23 protein-coding genes are annotated in these 24,624 nt (G+C 34.3%); 14 read left to right on the top strand and 9 right to left on the bottom strand.

What is annotated here, in order from left to right; genetic code table 11:
• Window positions 1–792: 792 nt before the first annotated feature.
• Window positions 793–1,650 carry a DMT family transporter gene (locus tag QW060_RS07425; protein WP_290363011.1) on the top strand — a complete coding sequence of 286 codons (858 nt, stop codon included), beginning with the start codon at window positions 793–795 and terminating at the stop codon, window positions 1,648–1,650.
• Window positions 1,651–1,652: 2 nt separating this feature from the next.
• A complete protein-coding gene (locus QW060_RS07420; protein WP_290363010.1) occupies window positions 1,653–2,072 on the top strand; it encodes an NUDIX hydrolase in 420 nt (139 codons plus the stop codon).
• Window positions 2,073–2,127: 55 nt separating this feature from the next.
• On the opposite strand, the gene QW060_RS07415 is transcribed toward QW060_RS07420, so the two are convergent.
• Both QW060_RS07415 and QW060_RS07410 read right to left on the bottom strand, forming a co-directional pair.
• Entirely contained in the window at window positions 2,128–2,748 is a 621-nt protein-coding gene (locus tag QW060_RS07415) for an L-threonylcarbamoyladenylate synthase (RefSeq protein ID WP_290363009.1), read from the bottom strand.
• Window positions 2,749–2,765: 17 nt separating this feature from the next.
• Window positions 2,766–5,102: an ATP-dependent helicase gene (locus tag QW060_RS07410; RefSeq protein WP_290363008.1), complete on the bottom strand. Its 2,337-nt coding sequence runs from the start codon at window positions 5,100–5,102 to the stop codon at window positions 2,766–2,768.
• A gap of 113 nt (window positions 5,103–5,215) precedes the next feature.
• On the opposite strand from QW060_RS07410, the gene QW060_RS07405 reads away from it, so the two are divergent.
• The 3 genes from QW060_RS07405 (at window position 5,216) to QW060_RS28450 (ending at window position 7,438) form a co-directional block, all read left to right on the top strand.
• Window positions 5,216–5,746: a DUF7935 family protein gene (locus tag QW060_RS07405; protein ID WP_290363007.1), complete on the top strand. Its 531-nt coding sequence runs from the start codon at window positions 5,216–5,218 to the stop codon at window positions 5,744–5,746.
• 41 nt (window positions 5,747–5,787) lie between these two features.
• Complete coding sequence (locus QW060_RS07400) at window positions 5,788–5,997, top strand: hypothetical protein (RefSeq protein ID WP_290363006.1); 210 nt, start codon at window positions 5,788–5,790, stop codon at window positions 5,995–5,997.
• A 77-nt stretch (window positions 5,998–6,074) separates the two neighbouring features.
• Window positions 6,075–7,438 (top strand): IS3 family transposase gene (locus QW060_RS28450; protein WP_397385934.1). Its coding sequence is split into 2 segments (ribosomal slippage): window positions 6,075–6,555 and window positions 6,555–7,438, totalling 1,365 coding nucleotides; the frame shifts between segments, so codons are not numbered across the junction.
• Between the two features lie 48 nt (window positions 7,439–7,486).
• Here the strand turns inward: QW060_RS28450 and QW060_RS07385 are convergent.
• Window positions 7,487–9,577 carry a M1 family metallopeptidase gene (locus QW060_RS07385; protein WP_290363004.1) on the bottom strand — a complete coding sequence of 697 codons (2,091 nt, stop codon included), beginning with the start codon at window positions 9,575–9,577 and terminating at the stop codon, window positions 7,487–7,489.
• Between the two features lie 106 nt (window positions 9,578–9,683).
• Between QW060_RS07385 and QW060_RS07380 the strand changes: the two genes are divergently transcribed.
• A complete protein-coding gene (locus QW060_RS07380; protein ID WP_290363003.1) occupies window positions 9,684–10,964 on the top strand; it encodes a DEAD/DEAH box helicase in 1,281 nt (426 codons plus the stop codon).
• Between the two features lie 33 nt (window positions 10,965–10,997).
• The gene (locus tag QW060_RS07375; protein ID WP_290363002.1) at window positions 10,998–11,429 is read left to right on the top strand and encodes a hypothetical protein; all 432 of its coding nucleotides are present in this window, start codon (window positions 10,998–11,000) and stop codon (window positions 11,427–11,429) included.
• 51 nt (window positions 11,430–11,480) lie between these two features.
• Here the strand turns inward: QW060_RS07375 and ettA are convergent, their stop codons facing one another.
• Window positions 11,481–13,169: an energy-dependent translational throttle protein EttA gene (gene ettA / locus QW060_RS07370; protein ID WP_290363001.1), complete on the bottom strand. Its 1,689-nt coding sequence runs from the start codon at window positions 13,167–13,169 to the stop codon at window positions 11,481–11,483.
• Between the two features lie 148 nt (window positions 13,170–13,317).
• On the opposite strand from ettA, the gene QW060_RS07365 reads away from it, so the two are divergent.
• Together QW060_RS07365 and QW060_RS07360 are read left to right on the top strand one after the other, a co-directional pair.
• A complete protein-coding gene (locus QW060_RS07365) occupies window positions 13,318–13,530 on the top strand; it encodes a hypothetical protein (protein ID WP_290363000.1) in 213 nt (70 codons plus the stop codon).
• Between the two features lie 96 nt (window positions 13,531–13,626).
• A complete protein-coding gene (locus QW060_RS07360; RefSeq protein WP_290362999.1) occupies window positions 13,627–14,163 on the top strand; it encodes a YfiT family bacillithiol transferase in 537 nt (178 codons plus the stop codon).
• A 50-nt stretch (window positions 14,164–14,213) separates the two neighbouring features.
• On the opposite strand, the gene QW060_RS07355 is transcribed toward QW060_RS07360, so the two are convergent.
• From QW060_RS07355 to bcp, 3 genes are all read right to left on the bottom strand, one after another.
• Window positions 14,214–16,211, bottom strand: a complete 1,998-nt coding sequence (locus QW060_RS07355) for a heavy metal translocating P-type ATPase (protein ID WP_290362998.1) — start codon at window positions 16,209–16,211, stop codon at window positions 14,214–14,216.
• 163 nt (window positions 16,212–16,374) lie between these two features.
• On the bottom strand, window positions 16,375–16,782 hold the full coding sequence (locus QW060_RS07350) for a Fur family transcriptional regulator (RefSeq protein WP_290362997.1): 408 nt from the start codon (window positions 16,780–16,782) through the stop codon (window positions 16,375–16,377).
• Between the two features lie 242 nt (window positions 16,783–17,024).
• Window positions 17,025–17,477 carry a thioredoxin-dependent thiol peroxidase gene (gene bcp, locus QW060_RS07345; protein ID WP_290362996.1) on the bottom strand — a complete coding sequence of 151 codons (453 nt, stop codon included), beginning with the start codon at window positions 17,475–17,477 and terminating at the stop codon, window positions 17,025–17,027.
• Window positions 17,478–17,554: 77 nt separating this feature from the next.
• Between bcp and QW060_RS07340 the strand changes: the two genes are divergently transcribed.
• From QW060_RS07340 to QW060_RS07320, 5 genes are all read left to right on the top strand, one after another.
• A complete protein-coding gene (locus QW060_RS07340; protein WP_290362995.1) occupies window positions 17,555–18,217 on the top strand; it encodes an endonuclease III domain-containing protein in 663 nt (220 codons plus the stop codon).
• Window positions 18,218–18,410: 193 nt separating this feature from the next.
• Window positions 18,411–21,215: a S8 family serine peptidase gene (locus QW060_RS07335; RefSeq protein ID WP_290362994.1), complete on the top strand. Its 2,805-nt coding sequence runs from the start codon at window positions 18,411–18,413 to the stop codon at window positions 21,213–21,215.
• The gene (locus tag QW060_RS07330) at window positions 21,212–21,979 is read left to right on the top strand and encodes a T9SS type A sorting domain-containing protein (RefSeq protein WP_290362993.1); all 768 of its coding nucleotides are present in this window, start codon (window positions 21,212–21,214) and stop codon (window positions 21,977–21,979) included. The genes QW060_RS07335 and QW060_RS07330 overlap by 4 nt, the downstream gene beginning before the upstream one ends.
• Window positions 21,980–21,996: 17 nt before the next feature.
• Complete coding sequence (locus QW060_RS07325; protein ID WP_290362992.1) at window positions 21,997–22,767, top strand: T9SS type A sorting domain-containing protein; 771 nt, start codon at window positions 21,997–21,999, stop codon at window positions 22,765–22,767.
• Window positions 22,768–22,784: 17 nt separating this feature from the next.
• A complete protein-coding gene (locus QW060_RS07320) occupies window positions 22,785–23,552 on the top strand; it encodes a T9SS type A sorting domain-containing protein (protein ID WP_290362991.1) in 768 nt (255 codons plus the stop codon).
• A 60-nt stretch (window positions 23,553–23,612) separates the two neighbouring features.
• Here QW060_RS07320 and QW060_RS07315 read toward each other — a convergent pair whose 3' ends face one another.
• Both QW060_RS07315 and QW060_RS07310 read right to left on the bottom strand, forming a co-directional pair.
• Window positions 23,613–23,762 carry a hypothetical protein gene (locus QW060_RS07315; RefSeq protein WP_290362990.1) on the bottom strand — a complete coding sequence of 50 codons (150 nt, stop codon included), beginning with the start codon at window positions 23,760–23,762 and terminating at the stop codon, window positions 23,613–23,615.
• A 53-nt stretch (window positions 23,763–23,815) separates the two neighbouring features.
• Window positions 23,816–24,400: an RNA polymerase sigma factor gene (locus tag QW060_RS07310; RefSeq protein ID WP_290362989.1), complete on the bottom strand. Its 585-nt coding sequence runs from the start codon at window positions 24,398–24,400 to the stop codon at window positions 23,816–23,818.
• Window positions 24,401–24,624 lie beyond the last annotated feature (224 nt).

The raw sequence follows: 24,624 nt of genomic DNA, 5'->3' as shown, positions 1-24,624 counted from the left end.
ATCGTTAATAGAGTAGTGCTTTATATTTCATAAAGTACTGACTTGTTGTGAAATAAAAATTTTATATGAAGCAGAATTTCTCTACATTATGTTAAATAGAAACATGATTGAAGTACACACTCCGGCAATGATGAATGAGTGTTTACAAATGCACGGCATTCATGAACACCAATAAAGACAAATAAAAACCCGTGAATAAAACGGACGTAGCGAAGCGTTAAAAAATGTAAACTGTTTGAGCGCAGCGAGTTTTTACATTTTAGCGTAGCGCAGTCGGTTTTTAGCGAATTGCGAAGCAATCACGAACACCAAATAAAAAATAAATAAACAGTGAGTAATGCATCATAGCCTTGATTTTTTGGTTCTTTTGCATCAAGGCAAAAGAACAGATAATTAACGTCGTGAGCGCCAGCATAGAAAAATGCCAGAAAAAAGCCGACAGGCACATTGGCATTTTTTGTATGCCAGCGAACACCACAAAATAAAATTTCAATTTCCTGAGCGTTGGCAAAAAAAAATTAAATCGACAGGACGAGCGTCGGCAAATTGTGCAGCGAAAATTCAATGTGTAAATTTTATTCCAGACACATTTAATTTTTAGCAAACAAGCGCGTTGGCCGAGCGGCTATTTCCGGAGGCTCCGAACATAATGACTAATTATAGGGCAACCGAGCCTGCGAGGACTATTTTGACCTATAATTTATATTATGTAAAATAGAATATTTAAGAAGCTTAGCATTAACCAAGAATTGTTATATTAATTATCTTTGCTTCCTATTCATTCTATACATTATGCTTTATCTCTTAATAAGTATTTTATGCAGTGTTTCTGTTGGTGTCTTTTTTAAATTATTGAAAAAGAAATCATCTGTTACTGTTTTTTTATTAGTAATAAATTATCTGATTGCATCTTTAGCAACTTATGTACTATTTCGGCCACAATTTGATTTTTCAAAATTAAATTGGAATTATATTATTCCGTTAAGCTTATTATTACCAACTGTTTTTTGGATACTCACTATTGCCATTAATCAATCCGGAATTGTTAAAACGGATATTGCACAACGAATTTCTTTGGTAATACCCATCTTATGTAGCTATTGGCTTTTTAAAGAAGAAATATCCAATTTCAAATTGATAGGATTAATTATTGGGTTAATTGCTGTAGTATTTATTTTACAGAAAAACTCCCGTATGAAAACATCCGGAACGTTTTCCTTTTATTTACTATTAACTTTTTTAGGATATGGTATTATAGACGTACTTTTTAAACAAATTGCTCTTCATAGCCAGATTCCCTATACGACTTCATTATTTTTTATATTTATAGGAGCATTACTTGTGACTACGATCTATTTATGTATCAATCAGAAAGCATTTAAAACCATAATCATAAGACATTTTATCAACGGAATTATTTTAGGTATTCTTAATTTTTCAAACATCTATTTTTATTTGAAAGCACATCAGTATTTTAAAGAAAATCCGACAACTGTATTTGCCTCAATGAATTTTGGAGTGATTATTTTAGGCACGCTGATAGGAATAGTATTTTTTAAAGAAAAGCTTACAAAAGTTAATATAATTGGATTAATTTTAGCGCTTATTGCAGTCGCTTTTATAGTGATTGCCCAAACTAAATCTATTTAAGAATGTACACCCCAAAAATATTTGTTACAGTTGATAATGTTGTCATCAGAAAAATTGACAATATAAAAGAAATATTATTGATCAAAAGATTAAACGAACCCTTTAAAGATTATTGGGCACTGCCGGGTGGTTTTGTAGATGAAAATGAAGATTTGGAAACGGCTGCTAAACGGGAATTGCAGGAGGAAACCAATATAAAGGTTTTTCAGGTCAAACAGATCGGAGCTTATGGCAATCCGAAAAGAGATCCGCGCAGTCATACCATCTCTATTGCTTACTTTTCGGAAATTGACCGATTTGCTATTGCTGAAGCAGCAGATGATGCCAAAGAAGTAAAATGGTTTGATATAAACTTATTGCCAGTAATGGCCTTTGATCATCTGGACATCATTAATGACTGTAAAGAAAAATTTCACTTATAAAATTAAAGCCTGTTTTTACAGGCTTTAATTTTATAGTTTTTTTAATAATATAATACTATATAATATCAATAGATCCCTTACCTTCTCTGACTACCTCAGGCTCAGAACCTGATAAGTCAATAATAGTTGATGCAAGATTGTCTCCATAGCCTCCATCAATAACTATATCAACTTTATTTTGCCATTTTTCAAATATAAGTTCAGGATCAGTCGTATATTCAATAACGTCATCATCATCGTGAATAGAAGTGGAAACGATCGGATTTCCAAGCTTATTCACAATTTCCAGTGCAATCGAATTATCCGGAATACGAATACCTACAGTACTTTTCTTTTTAAACTCTTTTGGCAGATTATTATTACCCGGTAAAATAAAAGTATAAGGACCCGGTAAAGCTCTTTTCAGTATTTTAAAAGTTGAAGTATCTATTTGTTTTACATAATCGGAAAGATTGCTTAAATCATAACAGATAAACGAAAAATTAGCCTTGTCAAGTTTAATACCTTTTATCTTGGCGATTCGCTCCAATGCTTTTGAATTCGTGATATCACAACCTAAACCATATACAGTATCGGTTGGATAAATAACCAAACCACCATTTCTCAGAACATCGACTACTTTAGCAATCTCTTTAGGATTTGGATTTTCAGGATATATCTTTATAAATTGTGCCATAACGTTTTTTCTATAAATTAAGAAATTACATCGAGTTTTGCAAATCGGAGTAAAAGTTTCTTGATGCCCCCTACTTCAAATTGAATCTCTGCTTTTTTATCTGCCCCTGCTCCTTCCAGATTTAAGATTTTACCTTTTCCAAAGCGCTCATGCATAATTACCTGCCCTACTTCTAATCCTTGATAATCTGCCCGGTTTCCTGAACTTTTTACAGCTTTAGAAAGTTCTTTTAGGCGGCGAATGTCATGATTAGGTTTTTCAGGCTCATTATCTTTTACCCATTTAGGAGGTGTTCCGGAAAGGGGTTTTGACAATCGCAATTTAGATTTGTCTACATCTCCAAAAATATCTGAACTCAAACTGGATTTATAACGATAATTGGTTTCAGGTGCTGTCAGATATTCCAGATAAGCAGCATCTATTTCTTCAATAAATCGCGAAGGATCACAATCAACGAGTTTACCCCATCTGTAACGGGATTGTGCATAGGTCAGATACGCCTGATGTTCAGCTCTGGTGAGAGCTACATAAAACAAACGCCGTTCTTCTTCAAGGTCGCTTCTTGAATTCATACTCATGGCACTCGGAAACAGATCTTCTTCCATTCCTACGCAGAATACGGTTGGAAACTCCAATCCTTTTGCCAAATGTATGGTCATTAGAGCTACCCGGTCATCATCACCCTTATCATTATCTAAATCTGTTGCCAAAGCTACATCTTCCAGAAATTCACTTAATGAGCCTCTGGCTCCGTCAACTTCTTTCTGCCCTTCCGTGAAATCTTTAATCCCGTTTAATAATTCCTCAATATTTTCTAAACGCGTGATCCCTTCCGGAGTACCGTCTTTTTTCAATTCCTGTACGAGGCCGGTTTTCTTAACCACATAATCAACCATATTGTATGCATCCTGATTCTGATCCATTACCTGAAAGTTTTTGATCATGGTTACAAAATCGCTGATTTTATTTTTGGCACCCGAAGTAAGTTTCAAATCAATCTTATCAATATGTTCCATCACTTCAAAAATCGAACGTTTGTAGTGATTGGCTGCAATATTTAATTTTTCTACAGTGGTATTACCAATACCACGTGTAGGATAATTGATCACACGAACCAAAGCTTCTTCATCTTTTGGATTGATGATCAATCTCAGATAAGAAAGTACATCTTTTATTTCCTTTCTCTGATAAAAAGACAAACCTCCATAAATACGATAAGGAATATCTCTTTTTCTCAAAGCATCCTCCATAGCACGGGATTGTGCATTGGTACGGTACAAAATAGCAAAATCACTATTCTTCATTTGCTTGTTCATCTGTTCTTCAAAAATGGTTGAAGCAACAAAGCGTCCTTCTTCAGCATCAGTAATAGAACGATGAACTTTTATTTTGGCACCATCAGCATTTGCAGTCCAAACAACTTTATCCAGTTTAGTCTGGTTTTTGTCAATAATACTGTTGGCTGCTTCCACAATATTTTTGCTGGAACGGTAATTTTGTTCAAGACGGTACATTTGAACTCCCTGATAATCTTTCTGAAAATTCAATATATTATTGATATTTGCTCCACGGAATGCATAGATTGACTGTGCATCATCCCCTACCACACAAATATTTTGAAAACGGTCTGATAGGGCTTTAACGATCAGATATTGAGAATGGTTTGTATCCTGATACTCATCAACAAGAATATACCTGAAACGATCCTGATATTTTAACAGAACTTCCGGAAAACGAACCAGTAACTCATTGGTTTTTAATAATAAATCATCAAAATCCATAGCTCCTGATTTAAAACAGCGCTCAACATATTGTTGGTAAATCTCCCCGATACGTGGTTTTTTAGCCATTGCATCAGCTTCTTGCAATTCAGGATTATTGAAATACGATTTAACGGTTATCAAACTATTTTTATAAGATGAAATACGGCTAAATACCTGATTCGGTTTATATATATCTCTGTCCAGTTGCATCTCCTTAATAATCTGGCTGATAAGTCGCTGACTGTCCTGTGCATCATAAATTGTAAAATTTGACGGATATCCCAATTTATCGGCTTCTGCTCGTAGAATTCTTGCAAATACAGAGTGAAAAGTTCCCATCCATAGATTTTTTGCTTCTGACGCTCCTACTATTTTAGCAATACGCTCTTTCATCTCACGCGCTGCCTTATTAGTAAAAGTCAGTGCCAGGATATTAAAGGCATCAACGCCCTGATGCATCAGATAAGCAATACGTAAAGTCAGTACGCGGGTTTTACCCGATCCGGCACCGGCTATTACAATCATTGGCCCATCTTTCTGTAAAACCGGGGCTCTTTGTGCTTCATTTAACTGATCAATATATGTTTGCATGATAAATCTGGAATAATCATCAAAGTTACTATTTGATTATCGTTTCTACAAATTTTAATATGTTGAGAACTATTGTTTATAAGAATTGATTTTTATAATTTCGAATAAAAAAAATGAACGTAGATTTTAAGGAAGCGGCTTTATTATTAGGGATTTTGTTAATCATCATTATCGGATACTATTTTCTGGATAGAATGAATACCAAAAAGCAAAAAAAACGTGTGGCACAGTTCAGCCCGATACCTGATACTCATACAACTTCTGCAAGAAAAGCAACTCCCCAGATATTACAGGCTTACGAACGATTAACAATTTTAATGGAAAGAATAGACACATTAAAATTAGTAAACAGAGTAGCTCCTATTTCTGAATTGAAACAGGATTATGCAAATTTTCTGATTCAGAATATTGATCAGGAATTTGATTTTAATCTTTCTCAGCAAATTTATGTTTCTGAAGAGGCATGGGCATTGGTAACCACAGCAAAGAATACGGTTATTCAGCAGATATTAAAAACCTCTTTGCAACAAAATATAACAAATGCTTCGGATTTAAAAAGTGAACTTATAAATAAAAACACTAATGATTCTGTAGTAGAACTGGCTAAAACGAGATTAAGAAAAGAGGTAAGAGAATTGGTGTAATTTTTGATGTAATAAAATGAATAATAATTAATTATAGTGCTATGAGAATGTTAATATCTATCATTGGAATTTTGGCACTGAGCAGTTGCGAATCTTCAGATACGTGCCATTGTGAGGTGTACAAAAAAGTTTTTGACGATAACGGAGTCGTTATCAACTTGCAATATCAGGGAAGCAGAGACGGAAATTGTAACAGTCTAACTGATAGAGATGATGACAATTATGAATACGATACCATTAGTTGCGACTAAGGAGTAAATTCGATTTATTAAAAAAGGAAGCCTTTGAACTGCCCCCAAAAAGTTAGACACTATTTGGGGGCATTTTTATGGAAAGAAAAGTCAAGTACAATTATGAGTTTAAACTTCGCTGCATAGGTGAGGTTTTGAATAAAAACAGGTCAAAAGAATCGGTTGCTGTTGAAAATGGAATCAGCCCAACTAATCTTGGGAGGTGGTTGAACTTTTATGTAAAATATGGGAAGCAAGGACTGTTATCTCGTAAAAATCAGAATTACAGTTCCGATTTTAAGCTAAAAGTTATACGTACCATTGAAGAGAAGTCTTTATCTTTGGGTGAAGCCTGTTTGTTCTTTAATATTCCCAATGATGGAGTAATTATTAATTGGCAACGAAAATTTAAAGCACAAGGATCCGCAGGCTTACAACATAAACCCAAAGGCCGGCCAAAATCTATGACTTACAAAAGAGCTAAAAAAAAATCCACTAAACCTCTTACCCGAGAAGAGGAACTTTTACTTGAAAATGAATCTTTACGTATGCAGGTTGACTACCTAAAAAAGTTACAAGCCTTAATTCAAGCCGAAGAAGCCAAGCAAAACAAAAAGCACAAGCCATATATGAATTAAGGCATAGGTATGATTTAACTGCTCTATTGGATTATACGGGTATGGCACGAAGCAGTTATTATTACTATCAAAAGAGTAATCAGGTTAAAGATAAATACCATGAGGTTAAAGAGTGGATCAAGACAATTTATCATCGCCATAAAGGAAGATTAGGTTATCGCCGTATCACTCTTGAGATTAGAAATAAAGGCACTATAATCAATCATAAAACCGTACTCAGATTAATGAAAGTTCTTGGTTTAAAAAGCTTGATAAGGGTAAAAAAATATAAATCCTACAAAGGAGAACATGGCAAAATCTTGCCTGATATATTGCAACGGAATTTTAAAGCAGAGCAACCTAATCAAAAATGGGCAACTGATATAACAGAATTTAATGTAAAAGGAAACAAACTATACTTGTCTCCTATTATTGACTTATTCAATGGAGAAATAATAAGCTATGAATTATCAGAAAGACCAAACTTTGAACAAATCATTAATATGCTTAAAAAGGCATTTAAGAAAATAAGCAATAATACCAATCTTATATTACACTCTGATCAGGGATGGCAATATCAGATGAAACAGTACCAAAGGCTCCTAAAAGATAAAGGAATCAAACAAAGTATGTCAAGAAAAGGAAATTGCCTGGATAATGCAGTTATTGAAAACTTCTTTGGAATCATTAAATCAGAGTTATTTTATCTTGAAAAGTTTAGCTCCATAAATCAATTGAAACAAGAGATAAGAAAGTACATTACATACTATAACAACGATAGAATTAAACTGAATTTAAAAGGAATGAGCCCGGTAATATACCGAGCTCATTATTATCAAATTTAATTATAAATTTGTCTAAACTTTTGGGTGCACTCTATTAGCTTCCTTTTTTTATTTCTTATCATCGCTTAATAAAGCTTTTAATGCTTCATGTTCATCATCAGGTAGATAGGGAATCAGTTTGTCAAAATATTCTTTAAATTCTTTTCTTTCATACAGATTACGGATACCATCTTTTCCTAATTTCTGAAACTGCCATTTATGATGTACTAAAGCATTGACTAACTGGGGAAGCACATTACTGTCATAAGGGTTTAAGAACCACATTGCCTGAATGGCATTCTGCCGTATATTGCTATTATATTTACTGGTGGCATAATCACTGAGTTCACTATACCAATGTGGTTTTTTCTCTTTATTATAGTTATCAGTTCCAAGAGCGAGCATTAACCAGGTAATTCTTAAATTTTTATCATTAAATCCTACCCAGGTTTTCGTTTTGTCAAGTAGTGCCTGGCGGTAATCCGGTAACTGATACCATAAATTTTTCAAAGCGATTTCTCGGGTTACATAAGAAGGATCCTCTAAAAAACCTTTATAACTTTCTCTGAATTCAGCAGGAATTTCCTGTATAATCTGTACTAATGCCTGCCGTACTTTCAGATCTTTTGAAGCCGCAATCCACTGATAAAATTCTTTAGCTTCTGCATAAGGAACTTTATGCAGTTGATAGATAACCTCTTTTTTTATTTGTTCAGGGTGATCTCCTTTGAGGAGCGTCAGAAGGTCGTCTTTTTTATTTGAAAACGGAATATTTTGCTTTTCTATAAGTTCTAAATAGTTGGTTATAAACGGACTATTAGAAAGCAATTTAAGAGCTTCTTTAATAGGAAACTTGTTGTTGTAGAGCCACTCTTTTTCAAATTTTTCCCGGTTAAATCCATTGGCAACTGTTTGCACCTCTTCTAAAAATTGAGCAGTGGTGACATTTTTATAAGCGTATTTTTCAAGGTAATTTTTGACTGCTGTATTAAAATTATCGTCTCCGATTTGAGATTTTAAGACAAACAGCATCCAGGCTCCTTTTTGATAATAGGTTAATGTAGTAGCTCCTTCGCTAACTACCATAGTATTGTTGGCTGTTGTACTTTCTTTTTGTATTTTTTCAGCCATTTCATATAGTTCCCAATAAAAATAATCATTTCCAAAAAGATATTGTTCAGCAAGAAGTGCGTAGTAAGTTGCAAAACCTTCCTGCAGCCAGTGATCAGCGCGTGTTTTTGCGGTTACTACATTTCCAAACCATTGATGTGCCATTTCATGTGCATTTACATTTACATAATCGCGGTCATTCACACCAATCGCATCAACAACAAAATCCTGATTAAAAATAGTAGAAGTTGTATTTTCCATTCCGGAATATAAAAAGTCTTCTACAGGAATATTTCGATAAATTTTCCAGGGATAATTAAATCCGGTTTCTTTACTAAGAAAATCAAAAATTTTTTTAGTGTGTTTATAAGTAGTTTCTGATTTGGATGTATCAACTGGTCGCAAATACGATTCGATTGTGGTATTGTCTGCTCCTTTTTCGGTACTCACCTGATATTTACCAATAGCTATCATGGCAAGGTAAGAACTCATAGGATGGTTCATTTTGTAACTCCATGTTGTGGTAGTACCCGAAGATACTTTTTTATCCAGTATACCATTTGAAACTACCTGATAGCCATTTTCAAAAGTCACTTTAGTATTAAAAATTACTTTTTCATTTTCATCGTCAAAACTCGGTAACCAATGAGACGTATATTTTCCCTGACCCTGAGTCCAGACCTGTAAATCCAAACCATTTCCGGCAAAATATAAAGCTTGTTTCGGCACTGTTTTATAAGAAACTGCTAAAGAGTTTTTTCCTTTTACATATCCTTTATATAGCTTCAGCTGCTTTTTATCATTTTTAAAATCTACTGTTTTTCCATTAAGCAAAACTTTATCAATAACCATATTTTTGGCATCAATACGGATGGTATCAATTTCTGTCAAAACAGTAAAGTCATACGTAACATTTCCAATTACTTTTCTTTCGGAAATATCAAATCTGATATCTGAATCAGCTGTTATAAAATCTACCTTAGCTGTCTGCTGTGCCAGGCTGATACCTGGGAGAAGCAATAAAAAAAAAGGAAGTATATTTTTTTTCATACATTCTATGTTATGCCATAAAAATAGTAAATCCATTTAATATTATACACATTCTTTGAAGACGTTTCGAAAATATAAACGTATTTTTGTCCAAAATTTTTAAAATATGCAATTTTCTGATTTATCATTGAATAATAATATACTTGAAGCTGTAAAGGATGTTGGTTATACGACGCCTACGCCTATTCAGCAACAATCAATTCCTGTCATTTTAGAAGGAAATGATCTTGTTGGATGTGCTCAAACCGGAACCGGAAAAACAGCAGCATTTGCGATACCCATTATCAATATAATTCATAAGATTGTAGGATCAGCAAAAAAGAGAAAAAACATTCGCACGCTTGTTCTTACACCAACCCGCGAATTAGCCATTCAGATTGCTGAAAACTTTGATAAATATGCACACTATACCAGCATTAAAACACTCGCTATTTTTGGAGGTGTGAATCAGGTACCTCAGGTAGATGCCTTAAAATACGGAGTTGACGTTCTTATTGCTACTCCGGGAAGATTTTTGGATTTGTATAAACAAAACCATATCAATATTGATCATTTGCATCAATTAGTGCTTGATGAAGCCGATCTGATGCTGGATATGGGATTCATCAATGATGTTCGTAAAATTATCAAACTGACACCAGACAACCGCCAAACGTTATTGTTTTCTGCTACCATGCCTTTAGCCATCAGAGAACTGGCAGATGAGTTTCTGACCAAACCAAAATATGTTTCTGTAAATCCGGTTTCCAGTACTTCTGCACAGGTAAACCAACAGGTATATTTTGTAGATAAAGAAGATAAACGAAAACTTTTATTGCATTTGCTTTCTGAAAAGAAGCTCAAAAACATTCTGGTATTCAGCAGAACGAAACACGGAGCTGATAATGTAGTTAAATTTCTGGTTAAGAACAATGTAAAAGCAGGTGCTATTCATGGAGATAAATCTCAGAATGCCAGACAACGTATATTAAACGAATTTAAAAACAATCAGATTGATGTATTGGTAGCAACAGATGTTGCTTCAAGAGGTATAGATATTGATCAATTGCCTTTTGTCCTCAATTTTGATATTCCGAATATTCCGGAGAGTTATGTACACAGAATCGGAAGAACAGGTCGTGCCGGTAATGAAGGATTGGCCATATCATTTTGTGGACGTGATGAGAAAACGTACTGGCAGGATATTGAAAAGCTGATACGTTTGCAGGTTAAGGAAATGAAAGATCATCCGTATCCATGGAAAGAAGTAAGTGCTGATGCCAAACCGGATTTGCGCAATAAAAAAAATCCTGTAGCAAAGCCTTTTAATAAAAAGCCCAAAGGAGAAGGTTCCGGGCAATCCAAAGCATCTGATACTTCAAAAAAGAAAAAGAAAAGATGGTATTAGTGTATTTTTTACTTATCTTTAAGTAAAAAATATATGAAAAAAATACTTTTAATGTTAACGATGGCTCTTTTTGCTATATCATGTAAGATGAGCAATGCAGATGTAAGTGAAAAGGTAAACGACCTTTATCTGTCAAATAAAACCAGTTTTGAGAAATTTGACAAAGACTTGCAAGAAGGAAAATTTAATAATATTTCTGAGACTGCAGCACATTTTAGTGCTCAGAATGCCGATTATTTGATTAGTGAGAGCAAAAAAGCATTAGGAAAATTGGAAGAAATGCAGGAAGCAGAACTTTCAGCAAAACAGCAGAAAATAGCGGTTTATCTGGAAAGTTTATCGAATGATTACTACCCTACTTTCAAAAAATATCTTGAAAATCAGGATCAGGCAACATTAGCAGATCTTGAAGGCATCAAAATGAAATTAAAAGCGGTTGAAAAAGAAATAGCAACTGTACACTAATAACAAAAAGCCCGCTTCAGCGGGCTTTTTAGTATGATATAATAAAGGTGATTATCGAACCAGTTTTTTGTATTTGATTCTTGTTGGAGCTACATCACCTAATCGTTTTTTACGGTTTTCTTCATATTCAGAAAACGACCCTTCAAAGAAATACACCTGAGAATCACCTTCAAAGGCTAAGATATGCGTACATACCCTATCCAGGAACCAACGGTCGTGGGAAATAACAACGGCACAACCTGCAAAGTTTTCCAAACCTTCTTCCAAAGCTCTCAAGGTATTGATGTCAAGATCATTCGTAGGCTCATCTAAAAGCAGTACATTCCCTTCTTCTTTTAATGTCATGGCAAGGTGCAAACGATTTCGTTCTCCACCCGATAAAGTAGCTACTTTTTTATTCTGATCTGATCCACCAAAATTAAAACGGGATAAATAGGCTCTTGAGTTTACCTGACGTCCTCCCATCATAATGAGCTCCTGTCCGTCAGAAAAGTTTTCCCAGATGGATTTTTCAACATCAATATTTTTATGAGATTGATCTACATAAGCAATTTTAACCGTTTCTCCAATTTCAAAAGTACCTGCATCAGGAGTTTCTTCTTTCATGATCATTCGGAAGATCGTAGATTTACCGGCTCCGTTCGGACCAATAATACCCACAATACCCGCTTGTGGTAATGTAAAATTCAAATCTTCATATAACAATTTATCTCCATAAGCTTTGGCCACATGTTTAGCTTCAATTACATTGGTTCCTAAACGCGGTCCGTTTGGTATGTAGATTTCTAATTTTTCTTCGAGTTCTTTCTGATCTTCATTTAAGAGGCGATCGTAATTTTGTAAACGCGCTTTCTGTTTTGTTTGTCTTCCTTTTGCTCCCTGACGAACCCAATCGAGCTCTCTTTCAAGTGTTTTTCTGCGTTTCGAAGCCGTTTTCTCTTCCTGTTCCAGACGGGTAGATTTCTGATCTAACCATGACGTATAATTTCCTTTCCATGGAATACCTTCTCCTCTGTCAAGTTCTAAAATCCATCCTGCTACATTATCCAGAAAATAACGGTCGTGTGTTACAGCAATGATAGTTCCTTTGTATTGTTGTAAATGTTGTTCCAGCCAATGTACAGATTCCGCATCAAGGTGGTTGGTTGGCTCATCTAATAAAAGCACATCCGGTTCCTGTAATAAAAGACGACAAAGTGCTACCCTGCGGCGTTCTCCACCCGAAAGCACTTTTATTGGAGTATCCGGTTCCGGACAACGCAATGCATCCATAGCAATGGCAAGCTTTGTATCCAGTTCCCAACCACCTACAGCATCAATTTTATCCTGTAATTCTGCCTGACGGTCCATAAGTTTTTGCATTTTATCGGCATCTTCATATACTTCCGGCAATCCGAACATATCATTAATGTTGTTGAATTCATCAAGAACACCCACAATTTCTGCCATTCCTTCCTTTACAATTTCAATAACTGTTTTTTCTTCGTCTAATTGTGGCTCCTGTTCCAAGTAACCTACAGTATAACCCGGAGCAAAAACCACATCTCCCTGATAGTTTTTATCTACTCCGGCGATTATTTTAAGTAAAGAAGACTTTCCCGAACCATTTAACCCCAGAATACCGATTTTGGCACCATAGAAAAAACTTAAGTATATATCTTTTAAAACCTGTTTGTTCGTCGAAGAGTAGGTTTTGGAAACCCTCGACATAGAAAAAATTACTTTTTTATCGTCTGACATTCTATATTAATTAAGATGATTGCTAAATTAAATATCAAAAGTAGTCAAAAAAAGCTGATAATAAAATCCTGTTTTTTGCAGTGTTATTTTTTTGATAATACGTATTGCAATTCCTAAAGATCTTTTTATTTTTATAAAAAATAAAATAATGGAATTCACACAAAATTTTTTAAACACAGACAACATCAAAGTTGATGGACACTATGTACATTTATTCGATGCAAATAATAATGTATTGGAAATGTTTATTGGTGAAGAAGTAAGAAATGCCGTTTGGGCTGATGATAATCAATTGCTGGTTACTCTTGAAAACGGGAGTGTACGTTTGTATCAGGATCAGATCAATTATATCAACATTTAACGGTTCGATTCATACCAACAAATACTAAAAAGAGCTGTTCTCATAGAATAAGCTCTTTTTCTTTTTGATAGCAAATAACTTATATCTCCAAAAAATATGTCTATAGAAAAATTAAAATATCCGATCGGAAAATTAGAATTACCTGAAATAATTTCAGATGCTGTTTTTCGGGAATGGGTTTCCATACTGTCTGTTTTTCCGTCAAAGTTAAAAGCAGCAGTACAACATTTAACCGATGAACAACTCAATACTTCCTATCGTCCTGGAGGATGGACCATAAGACAGGTAATACATCATTGTGCAGATAGCCACATGAACAGCCTCATCCGTCTAAAACTTGCTCTGACGGAAGAGCAGCCAACTGTAAAGCCTTATGATGAGAATAGCTGGGCTGAACTTACAGATACAAAAGAAATGTCTGTTATACCGTCTTTAAGTATTCTTGAGGGCGTTCACGCCAAATGGGTATTTTTATTGAACAGTCTTAAAGACGAGGAAAGACAGAAAACATTTTTCCATCCCGAACAGAGAAAGGCATTTCGTATTGATGAAGTTACCGGTATGTATGCGTGGCATTCCATGCATCATTTAGCTCACATAACAGAGGCGATAAAGCGTCATGAATGGAGATAGTTTTCTACAATTACAAAAAAACCGCAGTATCATCTGCGGTTTTCCATTTTTTAAAATCTCATTTTCTGTATTCTTACTGCATTCAGTACGGCAAGAAGGGCTACCCCCACATCGGCAAAAACAGCTTCCCACATGGTTGCAAGTCCGCCGGCTCCCAGAATTAAGACAATAACCTTTACCGTAAATGCCAGAGTGATATTCTGCCAGACAATTTTTTTAGTCTGTTTACCAATATTGATTGCCATTGGTATCTTTGAAGGCATATCATCCTGTATTACTACATCTGCAGTTTCAATTGCAGCATCGCTGCCCAATCCTCCCATGGCAATACCTACATCGCTGAGCGCTATTACAGGTGCATCATTAACCCCATCTCCGACGAAAGCCACACTGCCACTACCCGCTAATATTTCTTTAACCTTATTTACTTTATCTTCTGGTAGTAAATCGCCATACGCAGTATCTATTGCCAGTTCATGAGCCACATAATTTACAACAGCGGTCTTATCACCACTCAGCATAACGGCTTTGACATTCATATCATGGAGCTTTTGTACCGTAGCCTTGGCATCGGTCTTAATACTATCGGAAATGGTCAGATAACCGGCAAATTTACCTCCGTAAGCAATGGCGATAACCGTATATACCATATTTGCGGTATCAGCATCATAACTGATATTAAATTTATCAAGCAGCCTAAAATTACCTACCAACAGTTCTTTACCGTTTACTGTAGTTTTGAGTCCATGACCGGCAATTTCTTCTATATTCAATAATTGTATGGTAGCATCTGTTTTTCCAACATAGTTGTCAATGGCTGTGGCTACAGGATGGGTACTCATTTTTTCGAGCATGTTTACAAGAAGCAGAATTTCATCTTTATTGAACTCAGGTTTTATGACTACCTCCTGTACTTTAAATACTCCTTCTGTCATAGTACCGGTTTTATCCATCACCACATTTTTTATTTCGGCCAGTTTATCAAGAAAATTAGATCCCTTGAATAGAATACCGTTCCGGCTTGCTGCTCCTATTCCACCAAAGTATCCCAAAGGAATAGATATAACCAAAGCACATGGACACGAAATAACCAGAAATACCAATGCTCTGTATAGCCATTGTGTAAACACATAGTCCTGCACAAAAAAATACGGCAGCAAAGCAATTCCAACCGCTAAAAAAGTAACAATCGGCGTATATATTTTAGCAAACTTGCGAATGAACAGCTCAGTAGGTGATTTTTGTTTTGTTGCATCCTGAACAAGTTCCAATATTTTACTCAATTTACTATCGTTATAAGCCGCAGTAACTTCCACTTCAGTAACCGTATTGAGATTGATCATTCCCGCAAGAACAGTTTCTCCTTTAGATTTGGTATCCGGTTTACTTTCTCCGGTAAGTGCCGACGTATTAAAAGAAGCTCTGTCAGAAAGCAATACCCCATCAAGTCCTAATTTTTCTCCGGGTTTTAATTGTAAAACATCTCCTATTTTAGCGTCTTCTGCTTTTATTGTTTTATAGGTGCCATTTTGTGAAACAGTCACTTCGTCAGGCCTTTGATCCAGTAGATTTTTAATATTGCCTTTTGCTCTTGATACGGCCATAGTCTGAAAAGCTTCTCCAACCGCATAAAAAAGCATAACAGCAACGGCTTCCGGATATTCACCTATTGCAAAAGCTCCTAAGGTAGCGATACTCATTAAAAAGAATTCAGAAAAGAAATCTTTATAACGAATGCTTTCCACTGCTTCTTTTATAACCGGTAAACCTACCGGTAAGTATGCAATTACATACCATGCCGTTCTAACCCATCCGCTGAACCACGGTTGTGAAAAATAATTATCAAAACCAATTCCGGTAAGCAGCAGCAGTAAGGAAATTATAGCCGGCAAAAATAACATAAACGTACTTTTATCCGTATCATCATGACTGTGATCATGCCCGTCTGTATCATTATGTTCTTTATGAGAATGATCTGAAGCGGTTTGCTTATGTGCTTTTTTTACATCTGGTGTGTCATCTTCTGTACTACAACATATTTTAGACATAACTGTAAGATTTTAGATTCGTAATCAATTTTTGAAATACTAATATTACATTTCACTAACAAAAGTAAAGGCATATTTCGGGAACCTGGTTGCAAATACAAAATGTAATGAGATCATTACTTATTAAGTGATTCTTTTTTATCCCCATAAAACATAAAAAAAATCAGGAACATTTACTACACAAACCTTTCATTACAAAATTAACGTTTTGCAATAAAAATTGTTCAGGCAGCTGTATCGAAGGTATTGAAATGCTTTCCAGACAATAGGTATTTTTACATTTATTACAGGTAAAATGCACATGCAATTCGCCCAATGTACACATACAGTCATCACTACATATTGAATATTTCATAGAACCGGATCCGTCGTCTATTGTATGGATAAGGAGTTTTTCCAAAAAGAGATGCAGTGTTCTGAAAATAGTTGATTTATTGACCGTTTCTAATGCCGTTTCCAAATCTGTAAGACTAAATGCGGTTTTAAATTCGGTCATTGATTTCAATATTAACAATCTTACAGAAGTAGGTTTTATGTCTCTTTTCAATAATTTATTTTCCAGATTTTCCATTTTTGTCTGAATGAAGATTTGTATAAGTACCGTTTCCTTTTAGAGTGCTATTTTATCGTCTGCAGTTTGATAAAAGTACTTTTATATTCTTATATTATTGTAGATAAATATAAGCAATTATATCAGGTGATTTTTGGTATATGAACACAAATTTTAAAAAAATTACCTTTCAAAAAATGTAGCAAACTTAAAAAATATACTATTCCATACTATTAAAAAATAAAAGAGCAATTATTGCTCTTTTATTTTAGCAGCTGGCTGCTGTGTTCTTTTGTTTTTACTTTGGTAATAATATCTTCAATATATCCTTTTTCATCAATTACAAAGGTGGTACGGTGAATGCCGTCAAATTCTTTTCCCATAAACTTTTTGGGACCCCATACGCCAAATGCAGTAATAACTTCTTTTGCTTCATCAGCAATCAACGGAAAGGGCAATTCATATTTTTCTTTAAACTTTTGCTGACGCAAAGCGCTGTCTGCACTAACTCCTAATAGTTCATAATTCTGAGCCTTAAAGCGTTCAAAATTATCTCTAAGATCGCAAGCTTCTGCAGTGCAACCCGGAGTCGAAGCTTTGGGATAAAAAAAGATGACCAATTTTTTACCTTTGTAATCTTTTAACGTATGGATGTTTCCTTTTTCATCGGTTCCTTTAAATTCAGGCGCTTTATCTCCTATTTTCAGTGTCATCATGATTTTTTCAGGTAAATTTAGTCAATTATTTGCGTTAAAAGAAGAAATTGTATTTTTGATGTTTATAAAAATATGTGATGACTAAAAAGGAAAAAATCCAGTTTGTAATAGATACGCTTGAAAATATATATCCGGTAATACCGGTTCCGTTAGATCACAAAGATCCATATACGCTTTTAATTGCCGTTTTATTATCTGCTCAATGTACCGATGTACGTGTGAATCTTACCACTCCGCATTTATTTGCCAAGGCCGATAATCCGTATGATATGGTAAATTTAACTGTAGAAGAAATTGCAGATATTATACGACCATGCGGACTCGCACCGATGAAATCAAAAGGCATTCACGGTTTGTCTCAGATTTTGATAGACAAACACAATGGACAGGTACCTGCCAATTTTGCTGATCTTGAAGAGCTGCCGGCTGTCGGACATAAAACAGCAAGTGTGGTGCTGGCACAGGCTTTTGATATTCCTACTTTTCCAGTAGATACTCATATTCACAGACTCATGTATCGGTGGAATCTTTCAAACGGTAAAAGCGTTGAGCAGACGGAACGCGATGCCAAAAAGATTTTTCCTCAAAACATCTGGAATAAATTGCACCTGCAGATGATATGGTATGGCAGAGAATACTCCCCTGCCCGCGGATGGAATCTTGAAAAAGATAGTATTACGGCAACAATCGGCAGGAAAAGTGTATTAAACGAATATTATAAAAAGAAACAGCTTAAATAAAATATATATGCCCCGATAAGAGAATAACTTATCGGGGCATTTTTTAGTGCTTTTTTGTTCTTAAAATGTAACAAAAAAATAATTTTTTATTATTTTTTTATGTTAAATAATTTGTGTGGTTACATATTATTCCTATTTTTAAGAAAATTCTTCTACCAAAATCATTTTATATGAACCAAAAAAGAGCACTTTTATGAGAGCAATTTACACGATTTTGGTACTTATTGTAGCCCATTATGGCCATGCACAACAGGTACAGGAGTTTTTATTTACTCCAAAAGAAGAAAAAAAATTTATTCCGATTAGCACGCAACAAAAAGGAAAATACCTGCAGTTAAGTTTTGCTGATACATCGATTCAGAAACTGTTTCAGGATAAAAATATTCTGGAATATCGAAAAGCTTTTCCCAATTTAAAATCCTATTTAAATACGGTCTATCTCGTTAGAGTAGAAAATTCTTCGTTAAACCTTACCTCCCTTCTTAAAAATAAGTTTATTACGTATGGAGAAAAAATGGAAGAAGCTGCTTTAGCAATGGAATACCCAAATGATTTTATGTTACCGGATGGTTCCCCTAATGATTATTTAGAATTGATAAGAGCTCCATTGGCATGGTCTGTCACCAAAGGAGATCCAAATATTAATATTGGTATTGCAGATAGCTGGTTTAATACTGTTCATGAAGAGTTAGCTGATAAAATTATTGGAATTAGTGGCAGTACTGTACCACAAGGAGGTAGTTACAGCCATGGAATAGAAGTATCCAGTCTTGCTGCTGGAGACACGAATAATGGCAAAGGCTTAGCAAGTATTGGCTATAATACAAAGATTATTGGTAGAGTTGGACTTAAACCGATTGATGTTTATGAATTATCACAAATTCCCAATGTGAAAGTCATCAATATGAGTTGGGGAGATATAGATTATAAACAATATGATAATGATTTATATAACGAAATACACAATGATTTAGATATTGTATTAGTAGCAGCTGCAGGTAATGGTAGATTCTATTTTGATAACTTCAATCAATTTAGATACCGTTATCCGGCCTCTTATAATGCGGTAATTTCTGTTACGGGTGTTGGAAGTAAATATGATCAGGGTGTTACAGCCCCTAATGGTATTCAAACCAACTGGAAAGATGTAGCTACTTACTATATAGGTACTGAAAAAAGTACCATGACGGTAAATGATAAAGTAAATGTAGCGGTTCCATGTTATGACTTGTTCAGAGCAACCAATACTAATGGTATCGCAGGTTCTGTTGATACCTACAGTAGTGATGCTCCAGGAACTTCAGCAGGAGCACCGGTGGTTTCGGGATTGGCAGCTTTAGTCAGAGCAGCCAATCCTGATCTGACTGCCGTTCAGGTCAAACAGATCGTTGAAGAAACCACAGACAATATTTATCATATTCCTGAAAATGCACCGTTTATTGGCAAATTAGGAACAGGAAGAATCAACGCCTACAGAGCGGTTATGCGGGCCCATTGTATGCTCAATCCTTCGGATAATTTAGACTTGATGATTCGCGATAATAAAGAAGATCATGGAGCAGAGCCCAATACTTTAACAGAGGTATATTGGAACAGTAATGATATCTGGGTTCGTAATGAAGATGATGGTATCGAGCAACATCAAAATCCGGAATACCATACATCAAAACCCAATTATGTCTATATACGGGTGTTTAACAAAAGCTGTAAAGTATCTTCGGGCACAGAAAAAGTAAAACTGTACTGGTCTAAAGCCTCTACATCTTTGAATTGGGACACGCATTGGAACGGGCAAAATAATTTTCCGAATAACGGACCTTTATTAGGAGCTCCGATAGGAGAAATTACTATTCCGGTCTTGCAGCCCGGACAGGATGTGGTTGTTAAATTGCCCTGGCTTGTTCCCAATCCCAATATTTATCAATCTATTAATGATGAGCCCTGGCATTTTTGCCTGTTAGCCAGAATTGATTCTCCAGATGACCCTATGACTGTTGCTGAAGGCGAATTCTTAACTGATAATGTGAAAAAAAATAACAATATTGCATGGAAAAATCTTACTATTGTCGATTTAAATCCAAACAATATAGGGAAGCCTATCGGGGGTGTAATTGCTGTTGGTAATCCATTAAAAATCCCTCAAAAATTCAATCTGAAATTTACGATTCCCACCTCTGATCTCGGCAACAGTTTATTTAAAGAAGCCGAAGTAAAAGTGATCTTAGATGATATTGTGTATAATGCGTGGAAAAAAGGCGGATATAAAGGCGTTGGCATAAAAGTAAAAGGCAACAGCATCCTTATTACAGAAGCTGATGCAGAAATTCAGAATTTAGATTTTGACACAAAAGAAATAGGAACAGTTGATGTAAAATTTCATTTTCTTACAAGGAAAATAACTCAAAAAGAGAAATTTGTGATGAACGTTGTTCAGCAGTTGTCTGAAAGCCGAAAAACCTTTGGCGGTGAAACCTATGAAATACACAAATATCCAAGAGAGCTCTTTTATGCACGGGCTCAGGGTAATACAACAGTAGATAAAGAAGAACCGGTATATTTAAAAGCACAATCCGTTGGAAAACCTGCTGTGTATAACTGGTATGATATGGATGGAAATCTGTTGCATGAAGGGATCGATTTTGAAACGTCTGTAGCACTGTCTAACCGTTACAAACTGGAAGTGATCACACTTGAAGACGGTTTTAAAGATTATGATGACATAGAAATTACCCTAAAACCGGATACCATCACCCATGTTTTTCCCAATCCGGTTACTGAAAAGCTTATCGTAGCATACAAAATCAATAAAGGAAGTTCTGCCTATCTGTCTGTTACAGGTACTTACGGAACAAATGTATCTCATAATTATATTTTAAATATAGAAGACACGAATGTTCAGTTAGATTTATCCTCCTATCCTTCCGGAGTATATTCAATTGTATTAATTTCGGATGGAACGGTTTCTGATTCTAAAACCATTATAAAACAATCATTATGAAAAAGCAGGTTTACATTATTACGATACTATTTTTAGTATTAAATATACCTTTTATGAGCGCACAAACTCAGGAAGAAGAATTAAAAAACAATCTGTGGTATGTACACAAAGTTATTTTGGATGATACTGAATATATAGCTCCTTTAAATGAGGAGAGACTAAACTTTTTTTATAATTATAATTTTAATTTTAATCAAGATTACGAATATTTTGAATTATTCTTTTGTTCAAGTTATTATGGTAATAATGTTATGTTTTTAGAGAATCAACAATTCTCTGTTGAAGGATGGATTAGTTTGGCAATTATTCCATCATCTTGTTCTATTCAAGAAAATTCAGATTATGATTTTTTATACTCTTCAGTTATGAAGGTGTTTGAGCCTGTAACTCCCTACCTTTACTCTTATGAAGTAAATATCATAGACAGTGCTACTAAGCAATTGATCATCACTAACCAAAATGGTGATAAAGCCTATTTTTATAATTATTATTTATCCAACCCAATTTTTGAATTACAAGGTATCAATATCTATCCCAATCCCGTAAAGGATGTAGTGCAGATAGCGTTGCCTGATACCGCTAAAGAACGATATGACTATAAAATTTATGATAGTAATGGAAAACTCATAAAAGTCTTTAAAGATAAAAAAGGACAAAACATTACATTAGAGATACAAGACCTTGCTTCGGGAATCTATTGGCTGGAAATCAATACACCAGATACTCAGCAACACGGATATAGTACTAAGATTATAAAGAAGTAACCTAAAAAGTAAACCGTATGAAAAATTTTATATCTATTATGGCAGTAGTAGGTCTATTCCTGCAATCACTATCCCTACAGGCACAAACTCAGGAAGAAGAATTAAAAAACAATGAGTGGTATGTACATAAAGTTATATATAATGACATAGAATATATAGCCCCTGTGAATGATGAAAGATCTGGTTCTGTTCCTAATTTAAAATTTTTTGAGAATTCGTCTGAGGGTTTTTTTGTAATTATTTTTTGTTTTATTAGAACAAGCAATAATTTATTATTTTTAGAAAATCAACAATTTTCTTCAATTGGATGGATTAGTCCTGGTGTTTCACCTTCTGCTTGTATTGTTCAAGAAAACAATGATTATTACTTTTATTATTTTTCAGTGATGAATGTATTTGATGCTACTATTACACCTTATTTTTATTCTTATGAAGTTAATAGTATAGATAGTACGACAAAACAATTGATCATCACTAACCAAAATGGAGATAAAGCCTATTTTTACACTTCATATTTATCAAACCCAATTTTTGAATTAGAAGGTATCAATATTTATCCCAATCCCGTAAGTGATGTAGTGCAGATAGACTTGCTGGATACTACTAAAGAACGATATGACTATAAAATTTATGACAGCAATGGAAAACTCATAAAAGTTTTTAAAGATAAAAAAGGACCACACATTACATTAGAGATACAAGACCTTGCTTCGGGAATCTATTGGCTGGAAATCAATACACCCGATGCTCAACAACGCGGATATAGTACTAAGATTATAAAGAAGTAACCTAAAAAATAAACCGTATGAAAAATCTTATATCAATCCTATTTGTAGCATGCTTATTACTACAATCATCGCTTATACAGTCACAAACTCAGGAAGAAGAATTAAAAAACAATGAGTGGTATGTACATAAAGTTATATATAATGACATAGAATATATAGCCCCTGTGAATGATGAAAGATCTGGTTCTGTTCCTAATTTAAAATTATTTGAGAATTCGTTTGAAGACTATTTTGAATTTTATTTTTGTTTTTATAACTCAAGTAATTATTTATTATTTTTAGAAAATCAACAATTCTCTGTTGAAGGATGGATTAGCCTTGCTATTGTACCTTCTGCTTGTAGTGTGCAAGAAAACAATGATTATTACTTTTATTATTTTTCGGTTATGAATCCGCTTGTAACAGCCGCTCCACTTATCTATTCTTATGAAGTTAATACTATAGATGGCTCAACAAAACAATTGATCATCACTAACCAAAATGGAGACAAAGCGTATTTTTATAATTATTATTTATCCAACCCAATTTTTGAATTAGAGGGTATCAATATCTATCCCAATCCCGTAAAGGATGTAGTGCAGATAGCGATGCCGGATACCGCTAAAGAACGATATGAGTATAAAATTTATGACAGCAATGGAAAACTCGTAAAAGTTTTTAAAGATAAAAAAGGACCACACATTACATTAGAGATACAAGACCTTGCTTCAGGAATCTATTGGCTTGAAATCAATACGCCAGATACTCAACAACGCGGATATAGTACTAAGATTGTAAAGAAGTAATGATATAATACCAAATCCCTTATGAATAAGGGATTTGGTATTTTTAACGATTAGAAAAACTTAGTTCATAAAAAGAATAAACTCTTTTCGTTTTAAGCTCATAATCCGTACTGATTTTGAATAATTAAGCAAAAAATCAATCGTAGACTGGCTTGGTTTTCTGACGAGATTTTCTGTATCAGATCTGTTAGATTTGTAATTTTTTATCATATATAATACCTGTTTATTTTAATAAGATAACGGTATTACTTTTTCATTATTGTTTAGTGTTCCAAAACAATTTGATTTTTTTCAATATTCTTACGAAGGTTCAGAAGAGCGTATCGCATTCTTCCCAATGCTGTATTAATACTTACGCCGGTGATTTCAGCAATTTCTTTAAAACTCAAGTCCTGATAAATACGTAAAGTGATTACTTCCCTCTGATCTTCCGGTAAAGCATTGATCAGTTTTTGAACATCTGATTCAATCTGTGAAGTAATTAAATCACTTTCAATATTAGGACTGGCGTCTACCATATAGTTAAAAATAGAATATTCTTCCGTTTCACGCTGCATAGGCATACGATTGTTTTTTCTGAAATAATCAATAACCAGATTGTGTGAAATACGCATTACCCACGGAAGAAATTTCCCTTCTTCTTTATAATTTTTACCTTTTAGGGTATGTATAACTTTGATGAAAGTATCCTGAAAAATGTCATCTGCAATTTCCTGATCGTTTACTTTTGAATAGATGAATCGAAATACTTTGGATTGATGGCGCTCTATCAGCTGCGCTAATGCCTCTTCGTTTCCTGAAACGTATTGATGGATTAATACTGCATCAGGCAAATCATTCTTTGCCATAATAAATACTTTAAATTAGTGAGATAATTTTCTATGTTCTAAAAGTATTTTTATGTATAGGCTTGCGGTTTTTATAAAAGATTAACATTTCAAATATATTCATTTTTTTATTATCTCCAACAAAAGGTTAAAAAAAATATAAAATTTTCTTCTAATTCTATTTTTGTGATTGTATATAAAACTTTCAATCTTTATAAATTATGCGTAAATTTGTTGTTATTTAT

The sequence above is a fragment of the Paenimyroides ceti genome (genome assembly GCF_030409925.1).
The sequence above is the reverse complement of the archived record's forward strand: the minus strand, read 5'-3'. Positions and strand labels throughout refer to the sequence as shown.